22 protein-coding genes are annotated in these 26,067 nt (G+C 38.7%); 2 read left to right on the forward strand and 20 right to left on the reverse strand.

Annotated elements, in window-relative coordinates; genetic code table 11:
• Positions 1-10: 10 nt before the first annotated feature.
• From HX129_RS03715 to HX129_RS03800, 18 genes are all read right to left on the reverse strand, one after another.
• Entirely contained in the window at positions 11-550 is a 540-nt protein-coding gene (locus HX129_RS03715) for a hypothetical protein (RefSeq protein WP_130073544.1), read from the reverse strand.
• On the reverse strand, positions 550-1,329 hold the full coding sequence (locus tag HX129_RS03720) for a TIGR04255 family protein (RefSeq protein WP_111883805.1): 780 nt from the start codon (positions 1,327-1,329) through the stop codon (positions 550-552). The genes HX129_RS03715 and HX129_RS03720 overlap by 1 nt, the downstream gene beginning before the upstream one ends.
• A 184-nt stretch (positions 1,330-1,513) precedes the next feature.
• Positions 1,514-3,436 (reverse strand): hypothetical protein, encoded by a 1,923-nt coding sequence (locus HX129_RS03725; protein ID WP_286436004.1) that lies wholly within the window; start codon positions 3,434-3,436, stop codon positions 1,514-1,516.
• 67 nt (positions 3,437-3,503) lie between these two features.
• On the reverse strand, positions 3,504-6,014 hold the full coding sequence (locus HX129_RS03730; RefSeq protein ID WP_286436005.1) for a hypothetical protein: 2,511 nt from the start codon (positions 6,012-6,014) through the stop codon (positions 3,504-3,506).
• A 1-nt stretch (position 6,015) separates the two neighbouring features.
• Positions 6,016-7,356, reverse strand: a complete 1,341-nt coding sequence (locus HX129_RS03735; protein ID WP_286436006.1) for a hypothetical protein — start codon at positions 7,354-7,356, stop codon at positions 6,016-6,018.
• Positions 7,353-9,932: a hypothetical protein gene (locus tag HX129_RS03740; protein WP_286436007.1), complete on the reverse strand. Its 2,580-nt coding sequence runs from the start codon at positions 9,930-9,932 to the stop codon at positions 7,353-7,355. The genes HX129_RS03735 and HX129_RS03740 overlap by 4 nt, the downstream gene beginning before the upstream one ends.
• A gap of 3 nt (positions 9,933-9,935) precedes the next feature.
• On the reverse strand, positions 9,936-10,511 hold the full coding sequence (locus HX129_RS03745; protein WP_286433881.1) for a hypothetical protein: 576 nt from the start codon (positions 10,509-10,511) through the stop codon (positions 9,936-9,938).
• Positions 10,512-10,541: 30 nt separating this feature from the next.
• The gene (locus HX129_RS03750) at positions 10,542-11,765 is read right to left on the reverse strand and encodes a hypothetical protein (protein WP_286433880.1); all 1,224 of its coding nucleotides are present in this window, start codon (positions 11,763-11,765) and stop codon (positions 10,542-10,544) included.
• Between the two features lies 1 nt (position 11,766).
• Entirely contained in the window at positions 11,767-15,444 is a 3,678-nt protein-coding gene (locus HX129_RS03755; protein WP_286433879.1) for a hypothetical protein, read from the reverse strand.
• 10 nt (positions 15,445-15,454) lie between these two features.
• The gene (locus HX129_RS03760) at positions 15,455-16,345 is read right to left on the reverse strand and encodes a LamG-like jellyroll fold domain-containing protein (protein ID WP_286433878.1); all 891 of its coding nucleotides are present in this window, start codon (positions 16,343-16,345) and stop codon (positions 15,455-15,457) included.
• A 6-nt stretch (positions 16,346-16,351) separates the two neighbouring features.
• Positions 16,352-16,684 carry a hypothetical protein gene (locus tag HX129_RS03765; RefSeq protein WP_286433877.1) on the reverse strand — a complete coding sequence of 111 codons (333 nt, stop codon included), beginning with the start codon at positions 16,682-16,684 and terminating at the stop codon, positions 16,352-16,354.
• A 2-nt stretch (positions 16,685-16,686) separates the two neighbouring features.
• Positions 16,687-17,094: a hypothetical protein gene (locus HX129_RS03770; RefSeq protein ID WP_286436008.1), complete on the reverse strand. Its 408-nt coding sequence runs from the start codon at positions 17,092-17,094 to the stop codon at positions 16,687-16,689.
• A complete protein-coding gene (locus HX129_RS03775; RefSeq protein ID WP_130073532.1) occupies positions 17,075-17,272 on the reverse strand; it encodes a hypothetical protein in 198 nt (65 codons plus the stop codon). The genes HX129_RS03770 and HX129_RS03775 overlap by 20 nt, the downstream gene beginning before the upstream one ends.
• A 93-nt stretch (positions 17,273-17,365) precedes the next feature.
• Complete coding sequence (locus HX129_RS03780) at positions 17,366-18,040, reverse strand: phage adaptor protein (protein WP_286433875.1); 675 nt, start codon at positions 18,038-18,040, stop codon at positions 17,366-17,368.
• Complete coding sequence (locus HX129_RS03785; protein WP_286433874.1) at positions 18,040-18,891, reverse strand: RyR domain-containing protein; 852 nt, start codon at positions 18,889-18,891, stop codon at positions 18,040-18,042. Before HX129_RS03785 ends, HX129_RS03780 begins: the two co-directional genes overlap by 1 nt.
• Before the next feature lie 76 nt (positions 18,892-18,967).
• Positions 18,968-19,441, reverse strand: coding sequence for a hypothetical protein (locus HX129_RS03790; protein ID WP_130073529.1), 474 nt, complete (start codon positions 19,439-19,441; stop codon positions 18,968-18,970).
• A gap of 65 nt (positions 19,442-19,506) precedes the next feature.
• The gene (locus tag HX129_RS03795; protein WP_130073528.1) at positions 19,507-20,799 is read right to left on the reverse strand and encodes a phage capsid family protein; all 1,293 of its coding nucleotides are present in this window, start codon (positions 20,797-20,799) and stop codon (positions 19,507-19,509) included.
• Between the two features lie 22 nt (positions 20,800-20,821).
• Positions 20,822-21,868 carry a hypothetical protein gene (locus HX129_RS03800; protein WP_286433873.1) on the reverse strand — a complete coding sequence of 349 codons (1,047 nt, stop codon included), beginning with the start codon at positions 21,866-21,868 and terminating at the stop codon, positions 20,822-20,824.
• 285 nt (positions 21,869-22,153) lie between these two features.
• On the opposite strand from HX129_RS03800, the gene HX129_RS03805 reads away from it, so the two are divergent.
• Both HX129_RS03805 and HX129_RS03810 read left to right on the forward strand, forming a co-directional pair.
• Entirely contained in the window at positions 22,154-22,870 is a 717-nt protein-coding gene (locus tag HX129_RS03805) for a hypothetical protein (RefSeq protein ID WP_286433872.1), read from the forward strand.
• 47 nt (positions 22,871-22,917) lie between these two features.
• Complete coding sequence (locus HX129_RS03810) at positions 22,918-23,346, forward strand: hypothetical protein (RefSeq protein ID WP_130073525.1); 429 nt, start codon at positions 22,918-22,920, stop codon at positions 23,344-23,346.
• Positions 23,347-23,487: 141 nt separating this feature from the next.
• Here the strand turns inward: HX129_RS03810 and HX129_RS03815 are convergent, their stop codons facing one another.
• A complete protein-coding gene (locus tag HX129_RS03815) occupies positions 23,488-23,721 on the reverse strand; it encodes a hypothetical protein (protein ID WP_130073524.1) in 234 nt (77 codons plus the stop codon).
• A 63-nt stretch (positions 23,722-23,784) separates the two neighbouring features.
• On the reverse strand, positions 23,785-26,055 hold the full coding sequence (locus HX129_RS03820; RefSeq protein WP_286433871.1) for a portal protein: 2,271 nt from the start codon (positions 26,053-26,055) through the stop codon (positions 23,785-23,787).
• Positions 26,056-26,067 lie beyond the last annotated feature (12 nt).

Here is a 26,067-nt window from a genome sequence, read left to right on the forward strand (position 1 = left end):
AATTCAAACCTCAAATTAAATCAGTTTCACCAATAGATTGATGCATTAAACGATTGCCAGCGAATAATATTTTTTCGCTATCACTATTTGAATCCTGTAACAGATCTTTAATAGTCTTACCATCTAGTACAGGACTATTTAATTTAATGTTGTCTGTAGGAAACTGTGCACCCTTCCAATTCTTTGCAAGAATGTATAACTCAAACATTTTTTGAGTTTTTTCCTTATTTGGTTCGGATTCGTACTTTTTCCAATTGAGTAAAGTTTTCCTTGTAACTCCAATACTTTTAGCAAGTTCTTCTTCTGTTAAAGAAAAAGTTGATTTAATGAAATCAAGATTTTGTTCAAGAATAGTTGTTTGCTTATTAAGAATTGTATATTTTTGGCCAGTTCTTGAATGTTCAGCCAACCAAGCAAAATTAGGCGAAATACTACCAGTTGAATAGTGATTAGGTTCTGATACTACATGTTGAATAAACACTGAACCCGAATGATCACTTAATGCCCTGATGTTCAGTACTGTAGATACAGTGAAAGCTGCTATATCCATTATTTCCAAACCTCCCGACCTTCAAAAGTTGTAATTTCCCAGAAAGCTTTCCTAGTAATTAAGTGTAACTCTTCCATTTTATTTGAAATAAAGTCTAACTCAAATAATTGAGTCTCTCCTTCAGGCTGCCAATAATGATCAAAATCTAATAAAATTCTTTTACTAAAGTTTGTGTCCTTATGAAAAGTAATTGGAGACTCAACTAAATCTTGCCATACAGGTAAATTGAGTACGCCATATAAACTTCTAATTGCAATAATACCTGCTTGTGTTTTATAAATAGTCTCATTAATCCGATGAACCTGATCTCCTACGCCATCCATGCTCCCAGCTTCACAAACTACTGATTGAACATACGATTCAATAGGTTCTTCTTTATTTTTTTCAATAATAGCATCAGAATAACGTAATCCTACTCTTAATAGGAGTGTTGGTTTAACTTCCTGGATTAAGAAATCGAGAGCTTTTTTACAATCATTCCAAAAATTAGGAAAGCGTTCATACTCACTACTGAGAATAACTAATCGACTTCTATCAAGAATTATTGCCCGTTTTTTATTACTTGACAAAAACACCCATCCAGTTGAGCTATTTACACGTATACCTTGTTGCTCAATTATCATTTCTTGTTGTTCTGTTGTTGAAAAAAGAGGGAAATCTTGTCTCAAAAAATTCTGAAATGCAGGGATGTAATTTTCCATTTGTAGAATGCTTGAGAAACGGAATTCTGCCAACACAACAACTAGAGGTTGATTTGTTAGTTTTTCATATTTACTCATAGTTTTTCACAAGATTACCCAATTTATAAAGTATATATTACCCATAAAATTACCCAATTAAAATCATATCTGTATCTTCATCGTAATTTTCGTTTAATTTTTTTATAAAGGCATCTTAATATCAATAATATATTGACTTAAGTTGCCTATATAGTCTGAAACCATCGTTAAAATGGCTTTATATTTACTGCTGAACCCAATTTTCACCATCCCAAACAGCAGTCTTACCACCTACCTTTGAAATTGTACCCACCGCTCGTTGTGGAGGATTCCCTTGTGGCGTATCAACAAATTGCCGTGTCTGAGTATCAAACAAACGTTGCGGTTGAGTGAGTGTTCCTTCAGCTTTGTCATCCCATTGTTGACCTCCACCCACAGTCATATAGCGATCTTTACCTGTATCTGCTTTATTACCTGTATAACGGTTAATTTTTTCTTGAATCGATTTACGATCTTCATCCGATTTCGCAGAATCATATTGCTCGTACAATTTCTCTAATCGTGCTGAGTTGCGAATACCAAAACCTTTTTCAGTGGCATTAAGATTAAATTCTCGATTCGCTAAATCATTGGTCGCTTGGAATTTTTGTGCATCAAAACCTAAATTTGCATTAAATCGGTTATTGGTACCTTGCTCACCTAGTTCTGTACGATAGTTCTGTCCAGCTTGCCCCATGGCTTCACGCTGTAAAGCAGCAACATTGTTTGCATCAGTGGTATAACGTTGATTTGCACGATTATCCTCACCTTGCTGTAAATCAGATAAAGTACGGACTTGATTCGCAGTTAATCCTCTTGCCCCTGCAATCGGTGTGCTTGCTGCACGAATTACAGCTTGACGTTCAGCTTCCTGTGCCTCATTACGTTGTGGCGCTTGAGGTTGACGAATACCACCATAACCTTGCATTCCTAAACTCATTTCACGTTGAGCAATTGCATTTTGAACCTGTTGTTCAGTCGGTCCCATTTCTTGAGTATTTTTCATGAAATTTGCCACACCTTTAGGATCATTTGCAGGTCTTACTTTGAATCCTAGTCCTTCACCTTCTCGAACTCCATCTGCGCGCGCTTGGGCTGCTGCACCAGGATTAGCATAGCTAAAACTGTTTCCTTTTTGTTGAATAGCATAAGGATCAGAGTTCTGTGCAAGGCTTGATGGAGTCTGAACTTCAGGCTGTGTTTGTGTGGTAGGTGGTGCTTTATTATTACCAAATGGATTGTCTACAACAGTATTTGGATTATTTTGTTTGGCATTAAATTCAGGTTGAGCTGCCTTTGCTTCACTTGCAATACGTTGTTTGTCTGCATACAAGCGTCCAGCCTGTCCAAATGTTAAAGCATTCCCTAAGTCCGAAGCATAACCCAATGCACGAACACCAAAATCTTTAGCAAATCCTTTTGCTGTACCTAAATCTTCAGGTGACTGATCACCTAAACCAAAACGTTCACGATAATCTTCACTTGGTGTGGCAGCGTTTGCGAACAAAGATGATGCTGCACCTAAATAACCTACACCTTTTACAAGTTTACTGTTATTCACAAAGTTTCTCACACCTGCACCAAAGCCCACACTTTGTGTGGGTGCTGGAGTAGTTGGACTTGTTGATGGTGCGCTAGTTGTTGAAGATGTATTTGCGGTTGTGCTTGGTAAGGATCTATTCACATCACGAGTGATACCAGATACATCACGCATTTGTGGCCCACCAACTCTATTTTGTTGTGCACGACGAATATCATCTGCACTTGGGTAAGCACTTGGTACCAGTCCACCATTCGCAAAAAATAATTCAGGTTTATTTTGACCGGGTTTAAAACCCAATTGAGGTTGATCAACAGGTACATGCGTTTGATTTTTCATGGCATCAAGTGTTTGCACACCCACCGAATGAACTTGGTCAGGCGAGAGTTGGAACTCACCGTTACTAAGATTGACTGGCGTGGGACTCCCCATGTTTTTTAAATTATCAGTACCAATCTGCTGAGTAGAATCAGCAGGCATAATATAGCTACCTGCTGGAACATTTTTTTTAACATCGTCAGAAGTGCCTGTACCTGCACCTTGAATCAGTCCACTTTCATCTTTTTGGCGTTTTTTTAAACCGTACATGACAAACTCCCATATATATGCCATGTATGGTTAATCAATCTAAGTTATAGGCGTTAGCCTTACAGGGTTAGTACGAGTAATTATGACTCGTACTTGTGCTAGAACTTTCCGATACGCTCCCACCGATAGATGCATTTGCACTAATACCAGCAGAAACATGCATCGCTGACATCGCGCCTGCTGCCAATTGAGATGAAAACTGCCCCACTGCTTTGGCTGCTTCTAATGCAAGTTGTGCTTTTTGTATCGCATTTTGCATCTTGGCTTCATATTCTTTTAATTGCATTTCAGAAAATGCAATATTGGTACGAACATTCATATCTGCATATCTTGCTTTTGTTTCAGCATTTGCAATCTGAGTACGAAGTAGCATGTCATTATATCGTGACTGCGTTTCAGCAAATGCAATATTTGTTCGGCTGTTCATGTCAGCATAACGTGCTTGCATCTCAGCATTTGAAATAGAAACGCGTGACTTCGATTCAATATAACGGTTATAAACATCTGCATTCGCAATCGTCGTTCTTAAACTTAGATCTGCATAACGTGAATGTGCTTCTGATACCGCAATCGCTGTACGTGATTTCATATCAGCAAACCGAGCCAATGATTCACTGTTTGCAATGCCAACACGCATACGCATTTCAGCAAACTTGGCTTGTGCATCTGCAAATGAGATTTTAGTGCGTGATATTGAGTCAATAACGCTTGCTTGAGTATTTACTCTGGATGTTTCAACGTCGGCTTGTGCTTTAAATAACTCTACTTGTGAATTAAATGCTGATGTATTACTTTGAACAACACCCATTTTTGCATCAATTTCCGCCTTGTACGCTTCAATATTGGCTTGATATTCAGATATTTTCACACGTGCAGCTTCGAGGTTGAGTTCAATCTGTTTAGATTTAACATTGGCTTTAGCAGATACGCCATCTACAGTTGCTGCATACATACGAGCAAGCGATTCATACATGGATGCCTTGGAAGTTTCAGCCTTAATTTGGGAATCATATGCTTCGACTTTAAGCTTTTCAGCTCCAATCTGTTCAGAATATGCTTGAACCTCTGATTTATATGCATCAAATTTAGTCGCAATCAATCCAGCTCGTGCAGTCGCACCTTGAACCAATGCTTTATAGACCTCAACATTGGTCATCACCGCTTCAATTTTAGCTTTAAAAGCATCAACTTTTTGTTGGTTGAGTTGCCCAATAACTGCCTGTGCATCAAGCATTGCTTTGTAGGCACTGATCCGTGAAATAGTTGCATCAATTTTAGTTTTATAAACTGTGATCAAACTCTCAAATGCAGAATTTTGAGCATTAAAAATACTAATCTGAGCATTTAGCACACTGATTTTACTGTCAATTTGAAACTTAACCAGTTCCATGGTGTTAGAAACATAAGCAAGCCACATATCTTGCTTCATTTTTTCCAAAGCCATACCTTGCTCAGTCAGGAAACGGATATGCTCAAGCTGTTTATCAAAAGACTGAATTAAAATATCACGATTTAAATCCGCAATAGCGAGTTTACCTTGATCACGAATGTCGCTGACCTGCTTTGCCAACATCCCTTGTGGCATTGAAAAACCACGACTTGCCCACTCGGTAACAGCTTCTTGTACTGCTCGTTCAGTTTCTCGACTGGTACGTTCTCTTGCTCGATTAAATAATGATTGCTCAACCGCTGCTGGTAAACCAAGTCCAGTATGACTTCCATCCAACCATGAACGGATTTCCAATACCAATGGCTTAATTGCACTTTCGGTATTAAAAGCATAATAATCTTGTTTAACAACCTGACTAGCTTCAGAGATTAAAGCATCAATATTATCTGGAATCGCGATATTAAACTCAGGTGGTTGACCTTCAAATACAGGAATTTCTTCATATTTGAAATCGGGCAATTGAATTTTTTCCATGACTTCCATTTCTGGAATGACAATTGTTGGTGCACTAGGCATTTCAACATCGTCATTAATTTCAGGTCTTAATGGAACCGAAATTACATCCATGCTAGGTGCTGTGGGTAAATTTAAAATTGGTGCTTCAGGCGTTGCTGGTAATTCCAGATCGCTTAAATCTAAATCTTTGATTAAATCATTTAAATTAATCCTATCTGGCAAAATACCTGCATCAAAATTTTGCACATTAAATGTGGGTGCTGTGGGCAAATGAATTGCTGTATCAAATTCAGGGACCAATGATGCATCAATAAAATCAGGTGTAGATAAATCTTCTGAAAAAATTGGCGTATCAGGAATATCGATATTTAAACCTGTAAATGCAGGACTCACCATCTCTTTAGGTTGCTGAATATCAAGATTAATGACAGGCGGTACGGGACGCTCAATATTTAATTCAGGTACCTTTAAACCTTCTAATGGTTCAAAACCAGACTCACTAGGCTTAGCCAAATTGGATGGAGGCGTAATTTCTGCAACAGAAATTTCAGTAAGATTACCTAAAGCCTCTGATACATCACCTGCATAACTATTGACTTTACGCTCAAAATAATCGAGTTTTTCCGTGACTTCTTTCGTCACAACATCAATCTGAGGAACTGTAACTGTCATCTTAAACTCTCCGTTTTGTGGCAGATAAATCAATATTTAAATCATTGATATATCCTTGCTCACCCGATATTTTGATTTCAAAAGCAAAGTGGCGACCACGTAAACCACGCCCAAATAAAACACGGCCATTGGTCAGATCATCTGATTTTTCTGTAGGCAATACATAGTAATAAGTTTGCTTGGTACCACTTTGAGTTGTGCTCACACCAATTTCCAACTTTCTGGTATTTCCAGAGAGTTCATATTCAAGATAAGCGCCTAAAGGATGAACTAGCTGTCCTTGTCCTAAATCTAATTGTCCTGTGACCAATTTTGCTTCGATGAATGCTTTAGCATCCAGTTGATGCACACCATCTTCAGCAACACCATAGAGCACACCATTAATGACGGCCAATTCACTAAAACCATAATCTTGGTAACGGCTCATTGCCCATGTATCAACATTTGCTGTCCATGCATAGCCATATTGCTTGTGTTTTGAATAATCATCTTCAATAAAAACAAGATCATTGACGAATTGCTTGGCAATATTTTTCCCTTGACTCAAATCAAATGCCATCAAGGTTTCATTAATTTTTTCTTGTGATTTACGCTGTTGCTGTAATAATTCATTGATGTTGATCGTATCAATAACGCGTTGTTTTGCTCGTATGTGCTGGGTATATTGTTCTGAGTAAGCAACATGATCCACAACAAAATCAGAATATCGAGTGACACAACTGTCCTGTGCCTTCAGTGTTTCTGTAATGACTGATCGTGATAGCTTTTTAAGCCGATAATTTTCTTGATAAACAATATGCTCATTCGTAAACGCGCGTAATTTAGACTTTAAAGAAGTATCCAAAATATTAAGATGATCAGTCATTGCATCTTTAAAACGAGCAGTTCCCTTAAAATTTTCTTTAATTTTTAAGGCTTCATTTAATTTAGATAGACTATATTTTTTACTGTTGAGATTTTCAGCAATTAATAATCGCTCAATATTGATATTTCGTTGCGTATCTTTTTGTGTTGATGTAGAGCTAATATTGTCTTGAATCAATGACTTTGCACGTAGACGGTTTTTAAAACCATCAGAAACGATGATTTGATCCATGATCAAATCTACATGACGTTTACGACCTATGAAATGATCAGTCACATTGACTTCATCTTTGACAGGAAAAATAGCAGAATCAACCAATTCATCTGTAATTAAAACAACATCACCAGACAACACAGCAAGCCGATATAGAGCATCCTCTTTGATTCTAATCAGTTCTTCTGTGACTGCTTTAGACTTCCCTATCGTATTATTGGAATATGCAATCGTCTCCTGAATATCATCACGATATAAGGTCATTCGTTAATTACTCCAATAAAATGATATGCAGACTTATGTTCAACTAAATTAGAATAACCCCACTTATAACGACGGTTATTCTGATCTGTTTCAGATATGTTGGCATACTCACTGTCTCCGAATACAACCTTACAGGCATCTCTGTAAAATACATTTCCATACTCATCTGGTGACACATAAAAATACCATTCTTGCGGTATTCGACTATGTACTTGAAAAGGTGTTTCACTTATATCGAAGTACAATGAACCTGTTGTGCTACTAGGCTCCGTGTTTGATATTGAATACTCTTTAATTTTTGGCGCTCCACCACCACCAGAATGATTCCATTGATTTGTATCTGGGTGAATGAGCCACGTAATGTCATAGGGTAAAGCAGGCAACCAACTGCCTTGATCCGCAAAGTCCGAATATTCCGAAGGGTTATAATTTTCTATTTCTACCCACACTGGGTTGCCATTTACTGGATAAGGCTTTCCAGTCATTTTCTCTAACCCTCCAGCCCAAGCAAACACTGCATCATTTGTCCAATATCTGTAACTAGTAGGATCTTGCATAGATTTCAAAGCTAATGATTCTGATTTTTTTTTACCAATCATTGTATCTTTCTTAGCTAATAGCATTGAATTACGTGTTAGATAAGGAATACAGACCGCTAATCCTACAGCGTCATATTGGGTTTGATTGGTGTGTGTTAAATGTGTGTAATAACGATTGCGCCACAACGTACCAGGTCGCCAAAAATAAGCATCAAAACTAAAAAAAGGCTGACTATCAAAACCTTTATCTTCACCTTTAATTGTTGTCGTTGTGACAACAGGTGAAAACACCTCTCTAAAGTCAAAATCAGTGGTATAGAAATAACCTTGAGGTGATGAACTGCCAGAGCTTTCTGTTTGCTCCCATGAACCCACTGTCATCATTGGTTCATAGTTACTCTCTATTTGTTTTTGATAACCTCGCCAATCAACAAAATATTTGATCACCTTTAAGTTATTGCCAACATAATAGCCATACATAATGGTGTCACAATTAGGTTTCTGTTTTGGCACTGTATATGCGCCAAAATCAAATGAAATACATCCCCCCATTTCAACCATAGGAAATTTAATTTGTGGTTGAAATTCAGGTTTCGCATGGTGATATAAAAATCCTTTTGCGACTTGTGAAATGTTTCCACGCAGTGATGCAATAGGCTCTAATTCTAAATTATCCCAATAACGAACATCATTACCTGTCACACCTAGTGGATCATGTAAGCTTGTTAAAGCACGTTGAAAAATATCCTCAGGATTAACTCGACGTAATTTATAAAGGATGGCTAAGGTTTTTTGATCACCCTTTGGCAAAATTTCATAGAGTTTGGATAAATAATTTGAAATAACTTTGGCTTTTTCACCTGTAATTTTAACTGCTTTTAACCATCCTTGATTTTCAACGGGTGAAAATTCACAGCGTAATTTGTATGCAACACCAACTGCGATCCCCTCGTGATTATACGTATAAGCTGTGTTAAAGCCTTCAGAGCCTGTTAAGTTCAGTGACCAACCACATGCAGGTGAATAATATGTATGTGAGTAAAAATCTGCTGTGTCACAAACCTTTATGATTACACCCGTTCTACGCCATGCTTCAAAGTCTGCACCTGTTGGAAATGTCTCACCACTCGGCATAGCAGCAAAACGATCTAAAATTTTTAGAACTTCTTCATCCCCTACTTCTTCAACATACTCACGAAAAGCTCGCGTTGCAGTCACTGGAACAATAGGCATTGGCATAGCAAAAACGCCATTGGATCTAATTCTTATTAACCAAGGTTTATTTGCTGTATCAAAAACAACACCATCGCTACTATGAAATTTATAATCATACTGAAATGCCCCATCTAGAGGTGGAATACCACTGTAAGCTGGCAACCGAATCCCCTCAATTTCTTGGACTATACGTTCCATATATTTTTCAGGTATTTGAATTCGTGATTTTTCAAATGGTAGATCAGGCAGATTATTAAAATCTTGTCGTCCATAACCCCCCACAATTTGCATGACTTCAGCCATTGCTCCGCTATACCATGTAGGACGTTGTTGCACATACTGCGTGGTAATGAAGTCACTAAAACTGTTTTGCGGTATAAATTCAGGTACAGTCTGAGCATTGGGCTCAATAATAAACCGCTGTAAATGTAATTCTTTATTGGGTAATGTTTCATTAGAATAATTAATTAGACGTCTGCGACTTTGCTCAGTGAGTTTAAGGCTTACACCCTCTGCTTTTCTTATTCTTGCTTTTGTAATCACACCACTATAGAGCATGGGCACATAGACTTTTGCCAAACCATCCGATTCAAACTCATCTAACGATAGCTCTTTGTGAGCAATTGCTTTTAGCATCCCTCCCATATCTTGCAATATGACATAACCACCATCAGGCAAGTCTTTGACCTGCCGAATGCTGTCTAAATTTGAGATGGCTTTTTGATTACTTAATTTTTTAAGTTGGTGATCAATGAACAAGCTGTCATTTTCAGTGAGTTTGCCATTGACCACTAAAAGCCCATAGGGACGTGGACTATGCATCTGTTACGCTGCAGTAAAACTCAGGCGATAACCGATTTCATATTCATCACCATCTTGGAATACACGCGCTGCAGTATATTTTGATGCTGAAATTAAGGTGCCCGTTGTGCCACCTTTTGTACTGTTGGTTAACATCGCAGCACCTGTCACTGTAAGTTGTGAAGATGTAGCAATCGTCACTTTAGCGACAGCATTAAAGTTATCAATTGAATTGGTTGATGTATTTTGCGGTGTCCATTGTGGACGTGTTGCAGATGTATAGCCTTCCGTCATACTCACAATTTCAGCTGCAACAGATGCAAAGTTTGCTGCCGTCCAATTGGCTGCTGGTGCTGTTGCACCACTGAACAACGCAAGATAGTAACCAGCAGGTTTTGCAGTTGTCCCCATGGCAACATTGAGTAAATGCGCAAGACCTTCATTCACCACTAGGTTGTGAGTTGTTTGCCACTCACCACCGTTAATACGGTCAAAATATTCACCTTGTGCCAAAATTCCCTGTTTTGGAAAATAGATGCCTTGCTCAGTCATCTGGTAGTTTTCGGCTGCTAAATCATTCGCCAGTTCTTTCGCGTTCATTATGAGATACCATGTCAGTAAACAATAATGTCACGTTACAATGGTTGTCACCCTTCTCCCTAGCCTTACAGACCTACCTGACTTTGCAGTGATTCCTTTTAATATGCCAGCTTGTAGCTCGATAATCTGACCACTCGATGTTCCAAGAATATAACCATTCTCTGCCAACCATAATGCAGTTGAATTACCACCCTGAGATATATCAGGACCAATATCATTATTGTCAATTTCAATCGCACTATCAGGGACAGGTGCATGGGAGGTCTTAGACTGAAATGTCATTTCTGCTGGATTAGTTCCTGTAAGAAAAACAACATGGGTGACTTGTCCAACCCAAATGCCGCCATCAACTGGCAGAATAAAAGTAATACGTTGGGGCATAACGACAAAGCCAAACTTTTCATCATGCAGATGATATGCCAGTGGTTCTGAAAATCTGAGTATGTTTTTATCTGCAGTGAGCAAACGACCTTGCCAATATTTCATATATCGACCTGTTGGCATAGGCGATAAGCCTTTAAAACGAGCTGTCATCCCCAAATCCAAACTGCTAATTGTGACGTTACTTTTGCTAATTGGATGATCAGAATGATGCAATAGCTCGCCACCATTGCGATCTGTCACATAAATTCTGACATGCGTAATAGATTGATCAAAACAGTAAGGTAAATTTATTTGGATACTCGAAAATGATGGATCGTCAAGATTGCTATTCGATGTAAGACTAATTTGATCTGATGCAATTTGTGATAAAGCTGATTCTTGTTGATCACGTAACCATGAGATTGCCACACTGTAAGTCCCACTTTTCAATGATCCTCCACTGTCTAGCATATTCAACATTGGCGTAGCAGGTGTATCAATCGTTAATGAACGAACGTTTTTCCCATCATAGATCCATAAACCCAATTCACTTGCAATATAGACCAGATTATTGATGACTTCATAACAGAGCTGAATATGACCAATTTTCGCCAATACTTCATGTTGCCATGTTTGTGAATCTAATTGAACAAACTCAGTGTCCAATGTTGCAAATACATCATGATGCAAAGGACTTTGCCAAATATTCTGAAACCTCAAAGGTGAAACTTGCTTTGAGCCTTGTCGTAATTTAACTCGACCTGTATCCGTAATATCAATATTAACAGCATCACGTAAATATAATTTCGGTGAGTCACCACCTTGTTGCAGTCCATCATCTGCTACAACATTATTCATACCAGCAATGGGAAATAATTTTTTAGCTGCCATTTTAAAAAGCCCCTTTCCTAAATTGATCAGCATTACCATCTGGACGAATGTAATGTACTGCTGGCTTGATATTAGGCACTGCGACGATTAAGGCATCAACACCCACAGGCTTGATCAACAGTTTTGGTTTAGGTAACTCTTGGCGAACAACGCGCATACGTTGATCAAATTGTGTGTAGTCATATTCCATGACAAAACTTTCAAAGCCTTGCGCTTCAACATTTCTGACTTTTAAGGAAATGAAAGTATTTCCAAATACTTCATTTTCAAAACCACCGTAATTCCCCTTAATTAGCTCACCGACACGCAAACCTTGCCACATAAAAGGGGTATCACCACTTTTCCTTGTTCCCATTTGTAGGTGGTTACTGCCAACAGTTTTGATCGTGCGATTAAAAAAATCTACAGTAGGTCTATTTAGCGCAGGGGAATTAAGACCATTTGGTTTGATAAAGAATGCACCACCATAAGGAATATTTAATGATGGCCATCCAAAATTCTGCATATCATTTGAATCAAATTGCATGACATTTTGATCAAATGGACCAACAACATGAAATCCAACACGCTGACTTCTAAACCCAAAGTCTTTCAAATTAATATAACGTTTTCTTAACTGAATTTTATGTCCATCATCAAAACGACTTTGATTCCCCAAACCAACAGCTATTTTTCTGTGTCGTAAGGTTATTGTGGTGCGACCAAAAACTTCTCCTGGCTCTCTAATACCACCGCTACTATTCACATAATGTAAGTTATTTGCGCCATGATTTGTTTGTGCTTGAGATGATGCTTCCATAACCGCATAGATGGTGTGTGGCGATAACCTTGGTTTTGAAACAATCATCGAATCACCTAAAGATAATACTGAGATGTTTCTATTTTTTAGACCAATAAAATGACGACCAATCGTCAACTCCTGCAAACCAGGTTGCACCAATATCCCATTAGATTGTGTGTGATGGCTACCATAACGGCTGGCTATAAAACTATCTGGAAAAATTACATTAGATTTAACAACTGGACGTGAAACTTGATCTTTTAAGGTTGGCGGTGGTTCAATACCATAACCATTTTTCTGATCGCCATCTATTTCAACAGCATCTAGCCAAATGTATTGCGGATAATATGGCGGAACACCTGTCTTAATGACTGTGTGTCTCGGTATAGCCCATTGGGTGAACCCATTCACTGAGAATTGTCGATCTCTAAATGCTACTTCACTCCTACCCCATACAACTGTTTCACTACCTAAATGTAATAATTCACGCCATTGTGTACGAATACTAGCCTGCCCAAAGTCTTCACTATTACGACCTTTAGTTCTTAATTCTGGTGTAAGATTTTTAATTGTTGGTGTGCCATAAGCATCTCTCATCGTCCAACGTGGAGTAATGATATTCCAGTGAATACTTAGAGATGGATTACCAAACCTTTGATGATTGTCAAATCTACCAACTTCCTCGATATAGCGTGTGTATAGATGGACTGAATGTATAGGAATATATGGAGGTGCAATGGTATACCTCTGCTCAAACTTTAAGGTTCTGATCCGATCAGTAATCATCGGTTTGCCCATCTCAAGACTTTCAAAATTACCTATACGATTGAAATATCTTCGAGTATTTAGAATAGTCCCTATACCAAAAGCATCAGCTTTAAAACCTTTTTGAGCAATAACAGGTGCAGCATTGTAAATCACTGACCAACTGCTCATATAAGGTGATTCAATACCTTGTAGTTTTAATTTTCTTATTCGATCAGCAATCATTGCCTGACCAAAAGCCAATGCATTCAATCCATTTGCTGACAATAAACGTGCTTTGTTTTCAATATTGGGTTCACCAATATGTGCAAAATTACTCCCTATAGCACCAATTGTTTTGTTTCGATTCTCAATACTTGTCCAACCTGTCCACTTAGGTGGAACTAAACCACTATCACCATCGTAAAATTGAACAATGTATTGTCTTAAATTCCAAAATTTATGTGTACCAAAACGATGACCACCCTCTTGCCCTGTAGTTAAAAATCCATTTGGTTTTATATATTTTTTCCATAAATCTACAATTGTTAAACCAAAGGGATTGATGAAACCTTGAGGATAAATCGACTGGCTTTCAGGGATAATTCGGCTACCAAATCGTGTTGCAACATATCCAAAAGGTTGAATATTTTGTGTTCCACCAACACGATGGTTAGGAATTTTAGGATAATCAATTGAAGATGGCTCAATGAATCTTCGCCCTTGAGATACCCAGACAGCCCCATAACTTGATTGATTCTCTCCTAAAAATAACAATCCTCTACGAGAGTGTTCAATGCGTGGATTAGCATATAGATCGAATGCACTCCCTTGTGTTTTCAAATACCGTGTGTAATGCCATATGGTATGTGAGCCAAACGCTTGTGTATCACGCCCAAGTCCTACATTGATTTCTCTCACACGGTGAGATGCCCAAGCATTACCAAAAACGTTTTTATTAAATCCTAATACATTTAATTCAGGTGTTTTAGTTAAAGTTAGTTGACCAAATTTAGGTTGATAAAATCCATTTGGCTTAATAGTACGAATTCGATAACCAATAGCAGAATTTAAACCAGCAAAAGAGTAAATCCCAATGGGTGCAATAGATGGCGTTTTATTGCGTATTGCACTGCTACCAAAATTTTGACCATCCAATTCTTTAGAAATTATATTCCTTAAGTTACTTTCAACAACTCCCCAATCACTGAAAGATTGTGCATAGAACCCAGATGCTTTAATTATTCTTCTCGTATTTCTTATTGAAATATCACCAAAAACACCGCCAGGAATTACGGTATTTGTCACTCCAATTTTTTGAGTAGGATCAAATACCTTTGGATAGCCTGAATTAAAAGCATCAATATCGTTTGGTTGTAGGTATCTTGGGCTATTTGAGATCCAAGCTACACCATAACTTGTCGCCAAAAAACCCTTCGGATGTGGTGGAAATTGCACTAGAGCATTTCCCCAAAGTGTGGCTATTTGGGATTTAGCATAAATGATACGTGGTGAAACATTAGGACTTGGAATAGCGATTGAAGGTATTCCGCTTAACCCTATATATTGATTTGCTTTAGTATTAACTACTTTTGGATTTGTTAATGCACTTGAATTAAATCCAATAGGCTTTACATATTTAACACCGCCTTGCATAAAAGGGGTGCCAAAACCAGCTGTGTGATAACCAACGTTACGAACATATTGGCGCAGGTTATATGTCGTTGGCTTACCGTAATAAGAGTTTACAAAACCCATAACTTTAATTTCTTTATTAAAGTTATAAATACTCAAATTACCCATAGATGAGGCTACATAACCTTGTAACCTAAAAATCTGAGTTGAGTTGTGTATCTTCCCTGTACCAAAAACACTATGGTTTGACCCACCTACCTTAATAAACTTTTGCTTATTTTCAGTAAATGGTTTGCCAAAATTAGAGTCATCCAATCCTATAGGATTTACAACCTGATTGTATTGTGCGGATACATTGCCGAATGTGGTTGAGACCAACCCTACTACAGAAATACTTAGTGTATTCCAAGTTGCATCTTTGTCATATACGATAAGAATCGGGTATGGCTTTGTTAGTCCACTCGGCTCAATTGTTGCGGAAAACTTTATCGCGTATGGTTTTTCGAAACTGTTAGTCATACCCGATCACTCAATAATTTGTGAACATTTCGCTTGGTGGTGTGAACCCTTCAATATTGTAACGCACAGCACGTGTAATTCTTAGAGAAGAAATATAACCAATTAGATTAGAAGAATAACCTCCAAGTCTAAAATTATTCTTAGTTATAGAGTATTTTAAGAATTGATCATAAGTTGATTGTAATAAACCATCAATGTAGTAGTAAAAAATACCATTTTTTCTCATTAAGCAATGATGCTTTAATTCAGTACCGACTGCAGATGAACTAATGCCCCCCTGTCTAATTGTCCCATTGTTTATATACCATCTGAAAGTACCATTATCCGCTAATTGCAATTGCAATGCTCCAGTACTAACTATTTCTTGTGTGTCGAATATCAATACACGATGGTATACGCTTGTGTATGAGTTAATTTTTGCAAAGAACTCAATTGTAAAATCATCTAAGTTAAGCGATGGAATTGATGCAGCTTGTATATATCTAATACCTGAAGTATTACTAAAATCAAAAGACCCACCATCTATAGTTTGCAATGAACTTACAATAGTGACACCACTAAAGGTTAAAGACCTAGCATATGAGGACTTATCCGTGATATTAGTGGATGGATAAATCGGTACATTTGCGAGTAACAGTAACTCAACTTTATCAAAGTAAATGTCTTTTAATTTTATCTCATCGCTTACAATGTAGTTTACCCCTTGCCAAGCTCTGATTTTATAATAAGCAGTCCTACCCAAAACAAACGTCGTATCGACGTAATACATTGACTTTAGACCGGTCATAATAGGTTCTGGTAGGTTTGCATCGCTTACATTCGCTAAGGACGTGTTCGATCTAATCACATCAAAAGAATCAAAATGACCAAAGTGTCCCCATTCAATTCGAATACCTGCCATTGCAGTTTATCCTTTTAATTGTCCATAAACATCTTCATTCTTCCAATAACCCTTTTCATCATGCCAAATTGAATAAGCATCAAAGAGCCACTGTTCACCATTGGATTGAATACAATCCTGCATCCAGCCAACAATCCACTCCATGACATTGCCGACATGACCATATTTGATGCCAGCGACTTCTACTGCATACATCTGGAACTTTGGTAAATGAATCAATATATGCCACTCGATCTTGGTAAGTTCTTCACTTTTTTCTTCAATATCATTGGCATATAAATCAGCTTTAAAACCTTCAACACCTACGGCTTGCGTAGGTGGTTTAGGGTTATTTTCCATATTCACACCTTGAAAATTTTATTTGTTCCGTTGTCCCAAGTCACAATGATGTCACCGCCATTAGGCGTGATCGGTAAGCCTGTTGCGGTGTCAATGTATGCGATCAATGGGCTTGTGCTGTCAGTCCCTGTATCTGCATAAATAACTATGGCTTCAATAGATGCACCCGATACCGTAGGAAATGTAACGTCTGCCGCATCAGCTGCACCGCCTGTAGTAGCTTTAGCAGTTAGTGTTACTGGTCCTGCAATACGTGCTGATGTTGGAATGTCAGATAAATATTGGTGTACAGATGTTTGTGGTGTATACGCACCTGTATCTACCAACAAAACCTTAATTGTGTCGGTCATCCAGTTGATTTGTGCTTCTAAAAAACGCTGACGTGCGAAATCATAGAGTGTGTTTGCCATGTGCTTGAGTCTCCGTAACTGAATCGGAAGCACTCATGCGCTCATGTTTAATTTCAATGTGATTATCTGCTTCAACACAAATTCGAGCCAATTGTCCTGATTTTTTGATCAATTGAACTTTGGCACCGCCAATGTAAAGCGTATCTTCGGTCTTTAAATCAATTGTACGTTTGCCCATCTTTGTGCATGATTAAATAAAATAAGTGAGATCATTATGTAAAAAAAACCTGAAAAGCTTTAGCCTTACAGGGGTGCTTATGTCACAAGCAAGTTACGGCATGAATGGTTGCACCAAATGTGGTGCATCTTCACGTGTCATACGTCGTAAATCACTATCAGGACGATCACCAAAATAATCAGTAAAAGCCTGTTCTGCTATTGCTGCTCGGTTTGGATCAAAAAATTCTGTATCTGGTACACTATATGCTTTGTGCAATGCCCATTGCACTAGATGCACATGATGAGCCTTGTTAATCTCAGGTGAATCTAATTCGACATCAGCCAATGGAAGTAAAGGCAGACGATACCCTTCTAACTGCAATACCCCATCTTCATCAGGCATAGGTACTAAACGTAATCCAATATCGGATTGAATTGCATAGCATGGTGTTCCCTTTCGAGTACGCCAATCCTCATAATAATCTTTACTCAACATTTCTTCAGAGGTCAGTTCAAGCCCTCGAGTACTACGACCACTTTTTGGATCAAACCGTAATGAAGTCAACTCATATAAGCTATCATGCAAAGTGTATTGTGAGTTCCCAGCAATAATTGCTATAGAGCAAATATCAGGATTAGCATATTCGTGCAGCAGACGTCCACGTATACAGGCTTCATGAACAGCATCATTGAGCCATGCAATAACATCAACATCATCATTAAAATAAGGCTCTACCTTATCATTAGCATCTACACGAAAACGACGTAACAATTCACTCAATACCATTAGATCACTCCAAAGCTATGTACTTTCTCAATTGCAAGGGCTTGAAGATCAGCTAATTTAAGGTTTTCCTTAATTTCATCGCCATAACGTGATTTGATGTACTCTTTAACAGCATCCTTTGTACGCATTCCTTTGATGGCTTCAATTTCATCAAAGATAATATCTTCTTGTTCACGTTCTTCTTTTTGTTTTTGATGCAAATTTTTAGTCATAGAATCTTGAACCAAAGATACATCGGCATTTTCTAAAGCATCAACACGTTCAAATTCGGTATGGCTTAAGAATTTCAATGCTGTAGTTTCAGGAAGAATAACTGTTACATCACGCTCAAAAGTCAAACCTGTGCCATATAAATGATCTGTAAAACGTTCACGGTTTTTGTGAATGAAACGAACTCCAACCCCAATGACCTGCTTTTGTGTCAGCACTGTTGTAGATTTTTGGTTATCCATTACTAATTTCTGAGACTTCACCAATTGGTTACTTAACTCTAAATAATCCTCAGGATCAGGAAGGTCTTTAAGTAAATTGACTGTAGCTTTAAACAGATGGTCTTTTGCACGTTGTTCTGGTGGTAATTCACTATAAGGTACAATATTTGGATGGGTTTTATTATGAATGTCCTTAACCTCATCATACACCCAACCATTGGCTTCTTTATCACGTAACCATTCTTCGTGAGATTGTTCTGGTGTGATATTTGGATTATTTAAGTGAAACTCCACTCCCGACTCAATGCCTTTTTTAACACTTTCTGGTGCATCATTCCAAGCTAGCTGTTCATCACCCATAGATGCACAATAAGCCACATTAATACTGTACGCAATTGCTGCAATTGAACTAATTTTCATTATAACTCTCCAAATAAAACAAAGGGATAGATAATCTAAAAGTCACCTACCCCTATAATTTATCCAATAGAACCGATTAACGCGGACCAGTTAATTCACCAGATACAACAACCTTAATATCTGATGCTTTTGCGTTGGCAGCACCACCAACGGTTAAAGTTAAAATGGCATCCTTAGGTAAGGTAATCAGTTTTGTTCCATTTGCTCGCAAACGCGCAGCACTAGATAATGCGCCTGCATTAATAAAATATGCTGCATCCTGCGGTGCTTCGGCAGAATCAACACCATCTGCATATTTGAAGCCTAATGACCCTGTGACTGTTGCAGACATTGCGGTTGTGATAATCACCTGAGCATCATCTAAACGCATACCACCTGGTAATAAACCAAGTTCGATTACATCTCCTAATGCCACAGCAGTTGTAGAATTTGAATCGATGACTGCACCTGCTGCAGTTGTCGCTAAAGTAAAAGCCAAAGCAGTTAAATTACCAAAAGGCACTGCTCCACCAAACATCAACGGATTACGCTTGCGTGTAATTGTTGCCATGATCGAAATACTCCAAAAAATTAAATAAAAGGCTGTACAGTTCTTGTGACCATACAGCCTGTAAATTAAGAACCTTGCAGTTTCACCACGGTATCAACCGTAACAATGCCATGGTCAGTGTATTGGAACTCGCTACCATCACCATTCACGTCAACATTAAAGCGAATTTTCTTAACACCACGAATCGCCCCGACAAGCAACTCCGCCTTATCGTCATGATCTAGCTCTTTTTCAGACCAGAAATATGAAACGCCTGTGCCTTTATGAGCAGCAAATGCTTCCGCCAATGCCTGTCCACCCAAGATGATTGAACGATCAACTGCATATCCAGCACCCAAAGTAGCAGGGACGATTGCATCTGCCTCAGCTTCACTGGTATAGCTCGTTGCATAGCGAATTGGATCACCAGGATTAAAACGAATCGCATGTGACATTTTGCGAATTAAGAAGTTATTCCATAAGCCCACTTCACCACGGAACAATGGATGATTCTTCGCATTAGAAGAACGCGCTACAGCGTTACTAATAAGCGTTCGGAAACCTTGTTGTTTAGCAAACCAACGATACTGTGCTGGTGAAACAATCCATAAGCGTAATGGCTCGTCAGTCGCTGCTTCATCACCTTCAACTTGGATACATGGTGGTGGTAAAACCATGTCGTCCATAACGGAACGCATGCTGTCTACAGTATCCATGGTAAAAAGATCGGTTGTTGCAAGATCAACTTCTCCACCATTCACTTTAAAGGGCTGCACAGCATCACCAGCGACAATAAAATGACGGTTTTTTGTTGGTGCTTTGACATCATTGACCATGATTTTTTTAAATTTTTCATGTGATGCTAAAGGTACAGCCCATTCAGCACTATTCTGAAAACCACGTGCACCACACAAATGAACTAGGGTCGAACCGTCAGAATAACGATCCATCAGATCTTGTGCGATTGGTCGGCCAATACGTCGAAAATCAACAGGAGAACGGATTGAAGTCATCACGTTACCAAGGTCAATTGGAAAACGTGCTTGGTCTACGCGTAACCGGTCTTCTACAATAGACATACCGGTACCGCGACCTTCTGCATATTCACTTCCCATAATTGGGTAAGCATTTACTGGTTGAATCAAGTTATAAGTTACTTCATCACCCTTCTGTTTACCCAAATCCATAACGCGAAGGATTGGCATATGAGTCGATGATTCATTTTTAATTTGGCTTGCCGCACTAGACTCGCCATTTTGCATTTTGCCTACCATGTTATTGATTAGGCTTTTACGACGTAAACTTTTTGCAAAAAGTCCTACCGACTGTTGTACTGCATTTGTTTTATCGCCATAAGTGGCATTGGTTTTACCTGGCATGATTTATTTCTCCACAATGTAATTAAGCATTGCGTGCGTAATAAGCGTCGATCTGTTCTGGTGTCCAATTACTCATCTCAGCAAGTAATTCTGGGCCAGATAAGTTTCCAAGACGCTCATCATTTGATTGCCCAGTTGGATTACCACTAGGGAAATCAGTCACGCTATGCGGTACTTTTGTTGGAGCTTTATTCACAGCTTGCATCGCTGCTGCACGCACAGCATCACTTTGCTGTTGTACAGACGTTTGAGTTGGTTGTGTTCCAGACTTATACAGTCCTAGTAGTTCCACGACATCAGATGCAGAACCTTTATCTAAAACTGTGTTATACGCATTTCGAGTGATGCTTGGTTGATGACTCAACCAGTCATTAAACTCTTTTGATTCAATGATGGACTCAGCATCAGGATGTGCAGTGAAGATGGCATTAAAGTGTGCTTGTTCAGCACTCTGTTGTCTTGCGGAACGATGTTCCTCATGCATTGGTGCTAAAGCAGTATCTAACTTCTGTTGCACCATTGCTGATACACGCATATCGACAAGTTTTTGAATACCTTCGGTTAAACCTTTCTCGTCAAAGTCCCCAAAAATTGCAGGGTCTATCCCCTGATCAATCGCCTGTTGAGCGATATCAGCTTGGTTATCTTGTACGGTGGGGGCTACACCATGATCCTTACGTTCCTGTGCATTGGCTTGAAGTTCTGCGAGCTGTTGCTGTGCAGCATCAAACTTTTGCTTCCATTCCTTCTCACCGTTACGTGCTTCCACTAACTTTTCATAGGGAATGGTATGCTTACCATCTTTTGCAACGATTACAGCATTTTCAGCATTCATCTGGCTTTCATCTGCCTGTGTTTGCTGCTGCTGTTGCTCTTGAGTCTGTTGCGTATTTTCTGTTAATTCAGGTTCGTTTTTACCATCTTGGGTAGTGTCTGGCTCACTACCAGTTTCCACAGCATTTGAAGCTATGGTATCGCCATTCATCTCCTGACTTAACAGTTGAGATGCAAGTTCTGGTGTTATTTCACCTGATTCAATCAACTCTTGTTGTTGCTCTGTAATATCCATGTCTTTCCTACTACTTATCGCTGTAGCCGCTAAGGTCTGAATGGCTAGAGTTATCTAGCGTTTAGCTGCTGATTGCTCAACATGAGATAAGTTTCAAGGATTTATAGAGGATGGCGTTAGCCTTACAGGGGGGATAAGAAAATGATGAAATTTTAACTTCACCTCTACTAACTTCGACTAAAATGCTCCAAAACCCTTTCAATAAAAAATAGTTCTTAAAAACATAGAGTTAAACAAAAAAATATTTTACAATCCCACCATAAATTTGCTGTAGTCAGATCAAAGATGAAAAAATTAATAGGATTATGTGTATTACTAGCACTTATGGGATGTAATGAGCAAAAAAAACCTGTCAGTGTTGAAGAAGAGCAACAAGAAGAAGACAGCACTCAATTTACTGAAAATTTAGAGGTTGATCCTGAGTTATTCGGATTCCACTCTTATGAGTTAGGTGAATTGGTTAAAAACTTAATGCCTCATGCTCAAAAAAATCAAATTCTTGAAGTTTGGCAATGGGATAATTTAGCCAATGATGCAAAAATTAAGTGGGTCACGGAAGGTTATAAAGAAGAGTATAACCCTCATACTTTAAGCACTATGTCGTATCGAGAAGGTTTGGCACGCGTACATCAATTGGGTGAACGTGTTTCACACTTAAAAGATCGTAAATATGAAGTACCTTGGTCAGTTCGCTATGAAGGCACAGATGCGAGATTTGGTGTAAATCTTATTACTTTACAACCCAAAAGCGATACTATGGTGAGTTTTAATGATCCAATTCCATCACTGAAAGAACAAGGTATCAAGATCACTGCAATTTGCAATCAAAGCTTTGCTGGAGAAATGGTAGATGTTTCCCTACTCGAAGCTAGAAGAAAACAGCCTGTCTACCTTATTGATCGTTCTAGCGGTGGTTCAGGAGGAGAAGTTCGTTGGTTAGAACTCAGTTTGAAAGATTTGAGTACTGAATGGTGCCCAGATGATAATGACACTACCATCTAAAATATATTTATGATTCATTTACTTTATTAAAAAATATCGGGGAAAATATGAAGAAGACATCGCTTATTGCTATGCTTTTAACAACAATGGCAAGTACTGCAAGTTTTGCAGGATTACCTGAAATGATGAAAATTTATAACAATCCTAAACTAGCACCCAAAATCGCAGCGTGTAAGGGAGATGTGTATTGTAATGGTTTTATTGCACTCTCAAAACAATGGAAAGATATTCCGAACGCTTATCGTTATCAAGGTAAGTATGATATTAAGTCATACGCTCGTAAGGGTGTAACCTATGATAATCAAGGTCGAAATATTGGCTTGCATATGGGTTTTTATTTCCGAACCGACCGAACGAATAATTTTATCGAAGGCTTTGATAGCATGCATTACAAAGATCAAGATCTTGTGAATAATCAAGGCGGTTTGGCTGTATTGCTTTATATTGAAGATAAAAATGGTTGGGCAAAAGACTAACTAAGTCGAAGGGAGTTAAAACTCCCTTTTTAGATTCAGTATTTGATATGAGACCCTCAATAAAAAGACAGTCGATTTGACTTGCCTTAGTATCTGTGAACTATAAGAATTACTCTTGCCTGACAGAGGGAAAGGAATACTTTATATTTTTTTCAAATCAGCTATTTTGGATTCTAAATCGCTAATTTTCTCATCGTATTCTTCAACCAATTTTTTCAATTCACTCTCAGTTAAGTTACCAAATAATTTAAGAAAATATTTAGCCTTTTTAACTACGAGCTCTGAGTTCAAATCACTACGTATGTTTGTTAAATATAACTTCTCTGTTTCGTATTCTTCAATTTGTGATAATGACTTTTCGTTGTTAGATTTCAATATTTAGCCTCCTTATAATGAATATCATATAAATAACATCTTTAAACAATTAGATACAGTAGTTTACGTCAAATTATCTTCTGTCCTCTCCGTCTCAATCCCCTGCATTCCTGTTGAACCTTGCTTCGGTACTGGCGGACTCATCGGACTTGTATTCTGTTGCACCTCTGCCAGCCCTTCACTGCCTAACTGAGCCCCTTCACCTTCTAAATATGGTGAACGCACATCACGTGCTGCAGTCTGATCAGCAACAGGGAAATTCGGATCATCACCCATCGGATTAGGACGCTGATAACCTGCACCCTTCATGACTTCATCCGCAATAGGTGCGATCTGTGGCATCTGCGCAACCTGTGCCCCTGCCTGCATAGCAGAATAAGCAGCTTGAACACCAATTTGTACAGAACGTGCATCAATTTCTTTGATTTCACTGCCAGCCTTACGTTCTTTCAACTCAAGCTCACGCAATTTAATTTCATTACCTGCATCAGCCAAGGCTTGTTTAACAGCATCCTGAATTTGCTGTTGAATCTGCTCAGGTGTAGGTGCTTGTGATGCATCTTTGATTGCCTGAATAACATCTTTCTTAAATGGCGTATCAGTAAGAGCAATGATGTATGGCAATACAGCAACCTGAATATTCGCCGGTAAAGACTTAGTAATTTCTGACAGTGCATTCATTTGCTGCTCCATAAAGCTCTTAGAACTTGGAACATCTGATAACGCAACCATAAGTCTAGTACGTTGAACATCATTTGAAAGATAGCTATAGCCTAGTTCATCAACTTCTGGCTTATTGATATGTACTCGACGCTCTTCAGTGACTGCATCACCCTCAATAATAACCACTTCCTCTTTTTGTCCAAGGTCTTCAATGATCAAAGCTATTAGCTGTTCACCAACCAAAGTTCGCGCTGCCCTAAAATTATCCATGACTTTCTGCATTGAACGATCTGATTGTTCAACCTGAATAGCTTCTTGTTTACCTGAGGTCGCTGTACCTTGCTTACCTTGGAATCCAGAAGTAATGCTACTAGTACGCTCAATTGCTAATCGACCATCATTCAACATTTGGAATTGATGTTGATTCAATTCAAAATCTCGATCCACCTCAAAGCGTGAACCTGGTTTAGCCATATGTTGTTGGTTGAGTTCAATATAACTATCTGGTCGCGCGATCTGTTGACGTACTTGCATTGGTGTTAATGGTGTAGCGCCTTTGGTTGCTGTTACTCGAACACTACTCATGCCCCAACGCAACTTGGCTTGTGTGCTATTCACTAGATCCTGTGGATACTTCATGTCACGGATAAAACCAAAAGGTACGCCAGTATTGTCCTCACGAAATGCAAAGAATGGTACGTATGGAAAATGTTTATGAGGATATGGAGAAGGTGAATCATACAATTGATGTGGGCCAATCCAATATGCTCGTCTTACTCGTGCAATTGTGGCACGCTCTGGTTCAGCATGACCATTCGCAGCAGCATACAAGTGTGATGGATTATTTTCATCAAATTCAACGATGCGTCCATCATTGAAACGCAACATAATCACTTCAACCCAACGTCTGTACCAATACTCACACACTAATATTTCTTTAGATGAAGGGTTATACCAATATTGTTCTTCTAATGACCATGCACGTTGATTCGCCCACGCATTGCTTAAATTGGTCCCATGCCCACCATCGAGTACATCGTCATGTTCCCACCAAGAAGAACCATGCTGCGCAATACGTTCTATTAATTCCTTATGTTGAGAAAATGCCACTTTTAATCGTTGAGGGTGCACCCATCGATTGCGTCTAAGCCAACGAGCATCAGACAAATCATCTTCTTGAGCTTTCATATCCCAATGAATTTCATTACGACGAACTGATAAACAACGATAAGGATAATCTAGTGGGTTTGATTCACGCTTTACTTCAACCCAACCTAAACCACAGCAAATTTGGGGACGAAAAGCGTCACTACATGCTTTATCTGCTTTTGATTGACGTTCAGCTTGATTTAATTTGTAGTTGAGCGCATCAGCAACATCTTGTCCACCCGGTTCGCCATTTGCAGTTACACGCCAATCTGTACGTGTACTTGTTTCAAATCCTTCAATTGCCCGTATAGCTGGCCCGATCAAGTTCTCTACCGCAGGCGGTATACCAATCTCTTGCATACGTTTAAGCAAATCACTATCCAATTGATTACCGTCGGCATAGTCCATTTCCTTATCTGCAGTGCTACGCCACAAGGGTTGATGCTCAATTTCGTAATGAATTTCTTGGATTTCATGCAAAGTCAGCTCAAGCTCGTCATTTGCTGGCGTATTGTCTATCATGTTCATCGCTCC

The sequence above is a fragment of the Acinetobacter sp. 251-1 genome (genome assembly GCF_030329305.1).
Taxonomy (GTDB): domain Bacteria; phylum Pseudomonadota; class Gammaproteobacteria; order Pseudomonadales; family Moraxellaceae; genus Acinetobacter; species Acinetobacter piscicola_A.

Coding starts and splice junctions, on each gene's coding strand:
- HX129_RS03715 (WP_130073544.1), bottom strand. CDS start 550: ATGGATATAGCAGCTTTCACTGTATCTACAGTACTGAACATCAGGGCA.
- HX129_RS03720 (WP_111883805.1), bottom strand. CDS start 1,329: ATGAGTAAATATGAAAAACTAACAAATCAACCTCTAGTTGTTGTGTTG.
- HX129_RS03725 (WP_286436004.1), bottom strand. CDS start 3,436: ATGTACGGTTTAAAAAAACGCCAAAAAGATGAAAGTGGACTGATTCAA.
- HX129_RS03730 (WP_286436005.1), bottom strand. CDS start 6,014: ATGACAGTTACAGTTCCTCAGATTGATGTTGTGACGAAAGAAGTCACG.
- HX129_RS03735 (WP_286436006.1), bottom strand. CDS start 7,356: ATGACCTTATATCGTGATGATATTCAGGAGACGATTGCATATTCCAAT.
- HX129_RS03740 (WP_286436007.1), bottom strand. CDS start 9,932: ATGCATAGTCCACGTCCCTATGGGCTTTTAGTGGTCAATGGCAAACTC.
- HX129_RS03745 (WP_286433881.1), bottom strand. CDS start 10,511: ATGAACGCGAAAGAACTGGCGAATGATTTAGCAGCCGAAAACTACCAG.
- HX129_RS03750 (WP_286433880.1), bottom strand. CDS start 11,765: ATGGCAGCTAAAAAATTATTTCCCATTGCTGGTATGAATAATGTTGTA.
- HX129_RS03755 (WP_286433879.1), bottom strand. CDS start 15,444: ATGACTAACAGTTTCGAAAAACCATACGCGATAAAGTTTTCCGCAACA.
- HX129_RS03760 (WP_286433878.1), bottom strand. CDS start 16,345: ATGGCAGGTATTCGAATTGAATGGGGACACTTTGGTCATTTTGATTCT.
- HX129_RS03765 (WP_286433877.1), bottom strand. CDS start 16,684: ATGGAAAATAACCCTAAACCACCTACGCAAGCCGTAGGTGTTGAAGGT.
- HX129_RS03770 (WP_286436008.1), bottom strand. CDS start 17,094: ATGGCAAACACACTCTATGATTTCGCACGTCAGCGTTTTTTAGAAGCA.
- HX129_RS03775 (WP_130073532.1), bottom strand. CDS start 17,272: ATGGGCAAACGTACAATTGATTTAAAGACCGAAGATACGCTTTACATT.
- HX129_RS03780 (WP_286433875.1), bottom strand. CDS start 18,040: ATGGTATTGAGTGAATTGTTACGTCGTTTTCGTGTAGATGCTAATGAT.
- HX129_RS03785 (WP_286433874.1), bottom strand. CDS start 18,891: ATGAAAATTAGTTCAATTGCAGCAATTGCGTACAGTATTAATGTGGCT.
- HX129_RS03790 (WP_130073529.1), bottom strand. CDS start 19,441: ATGGCAACAATTACACGCAAGCGTAATCCGTTGATGTTTGGTGGAGCA.
- HX129_RS03795 (WP_130073528.1), bottom strand. CDS start 20,799: ATGCCAGGTAAAACCAATGCCACTTATGGCGATAAAACAAATGCAGTA.
- HX129_RS03800 (WP_286433873.1), bottom strand. CDS start 21,868: ATGGATATTACAGAGCAACAACAAGAGTTGATTGAATCAGGTGAAATA.
- HX129_RS03805 (WP_286433872.1), top strand. CDS start 22,154: ATGAAAAAATTAATAGGATTATGTGTATTACTAGCACTTATGGGATGT.
- HX129_RS03810 (WP_130073525.1), top strand. CDS start 22,918: ATGAAGAAGACATCGCTTATTGCTATGCTTTTAACAACAATGGCAAGT.
- HX129_RS03820 (WP_286433871.1), bottom strand. CDS start 26,055: ATGATAGACAATACGCCAGCAAATGACGAGCTTGAGCTGACTTTGCAT.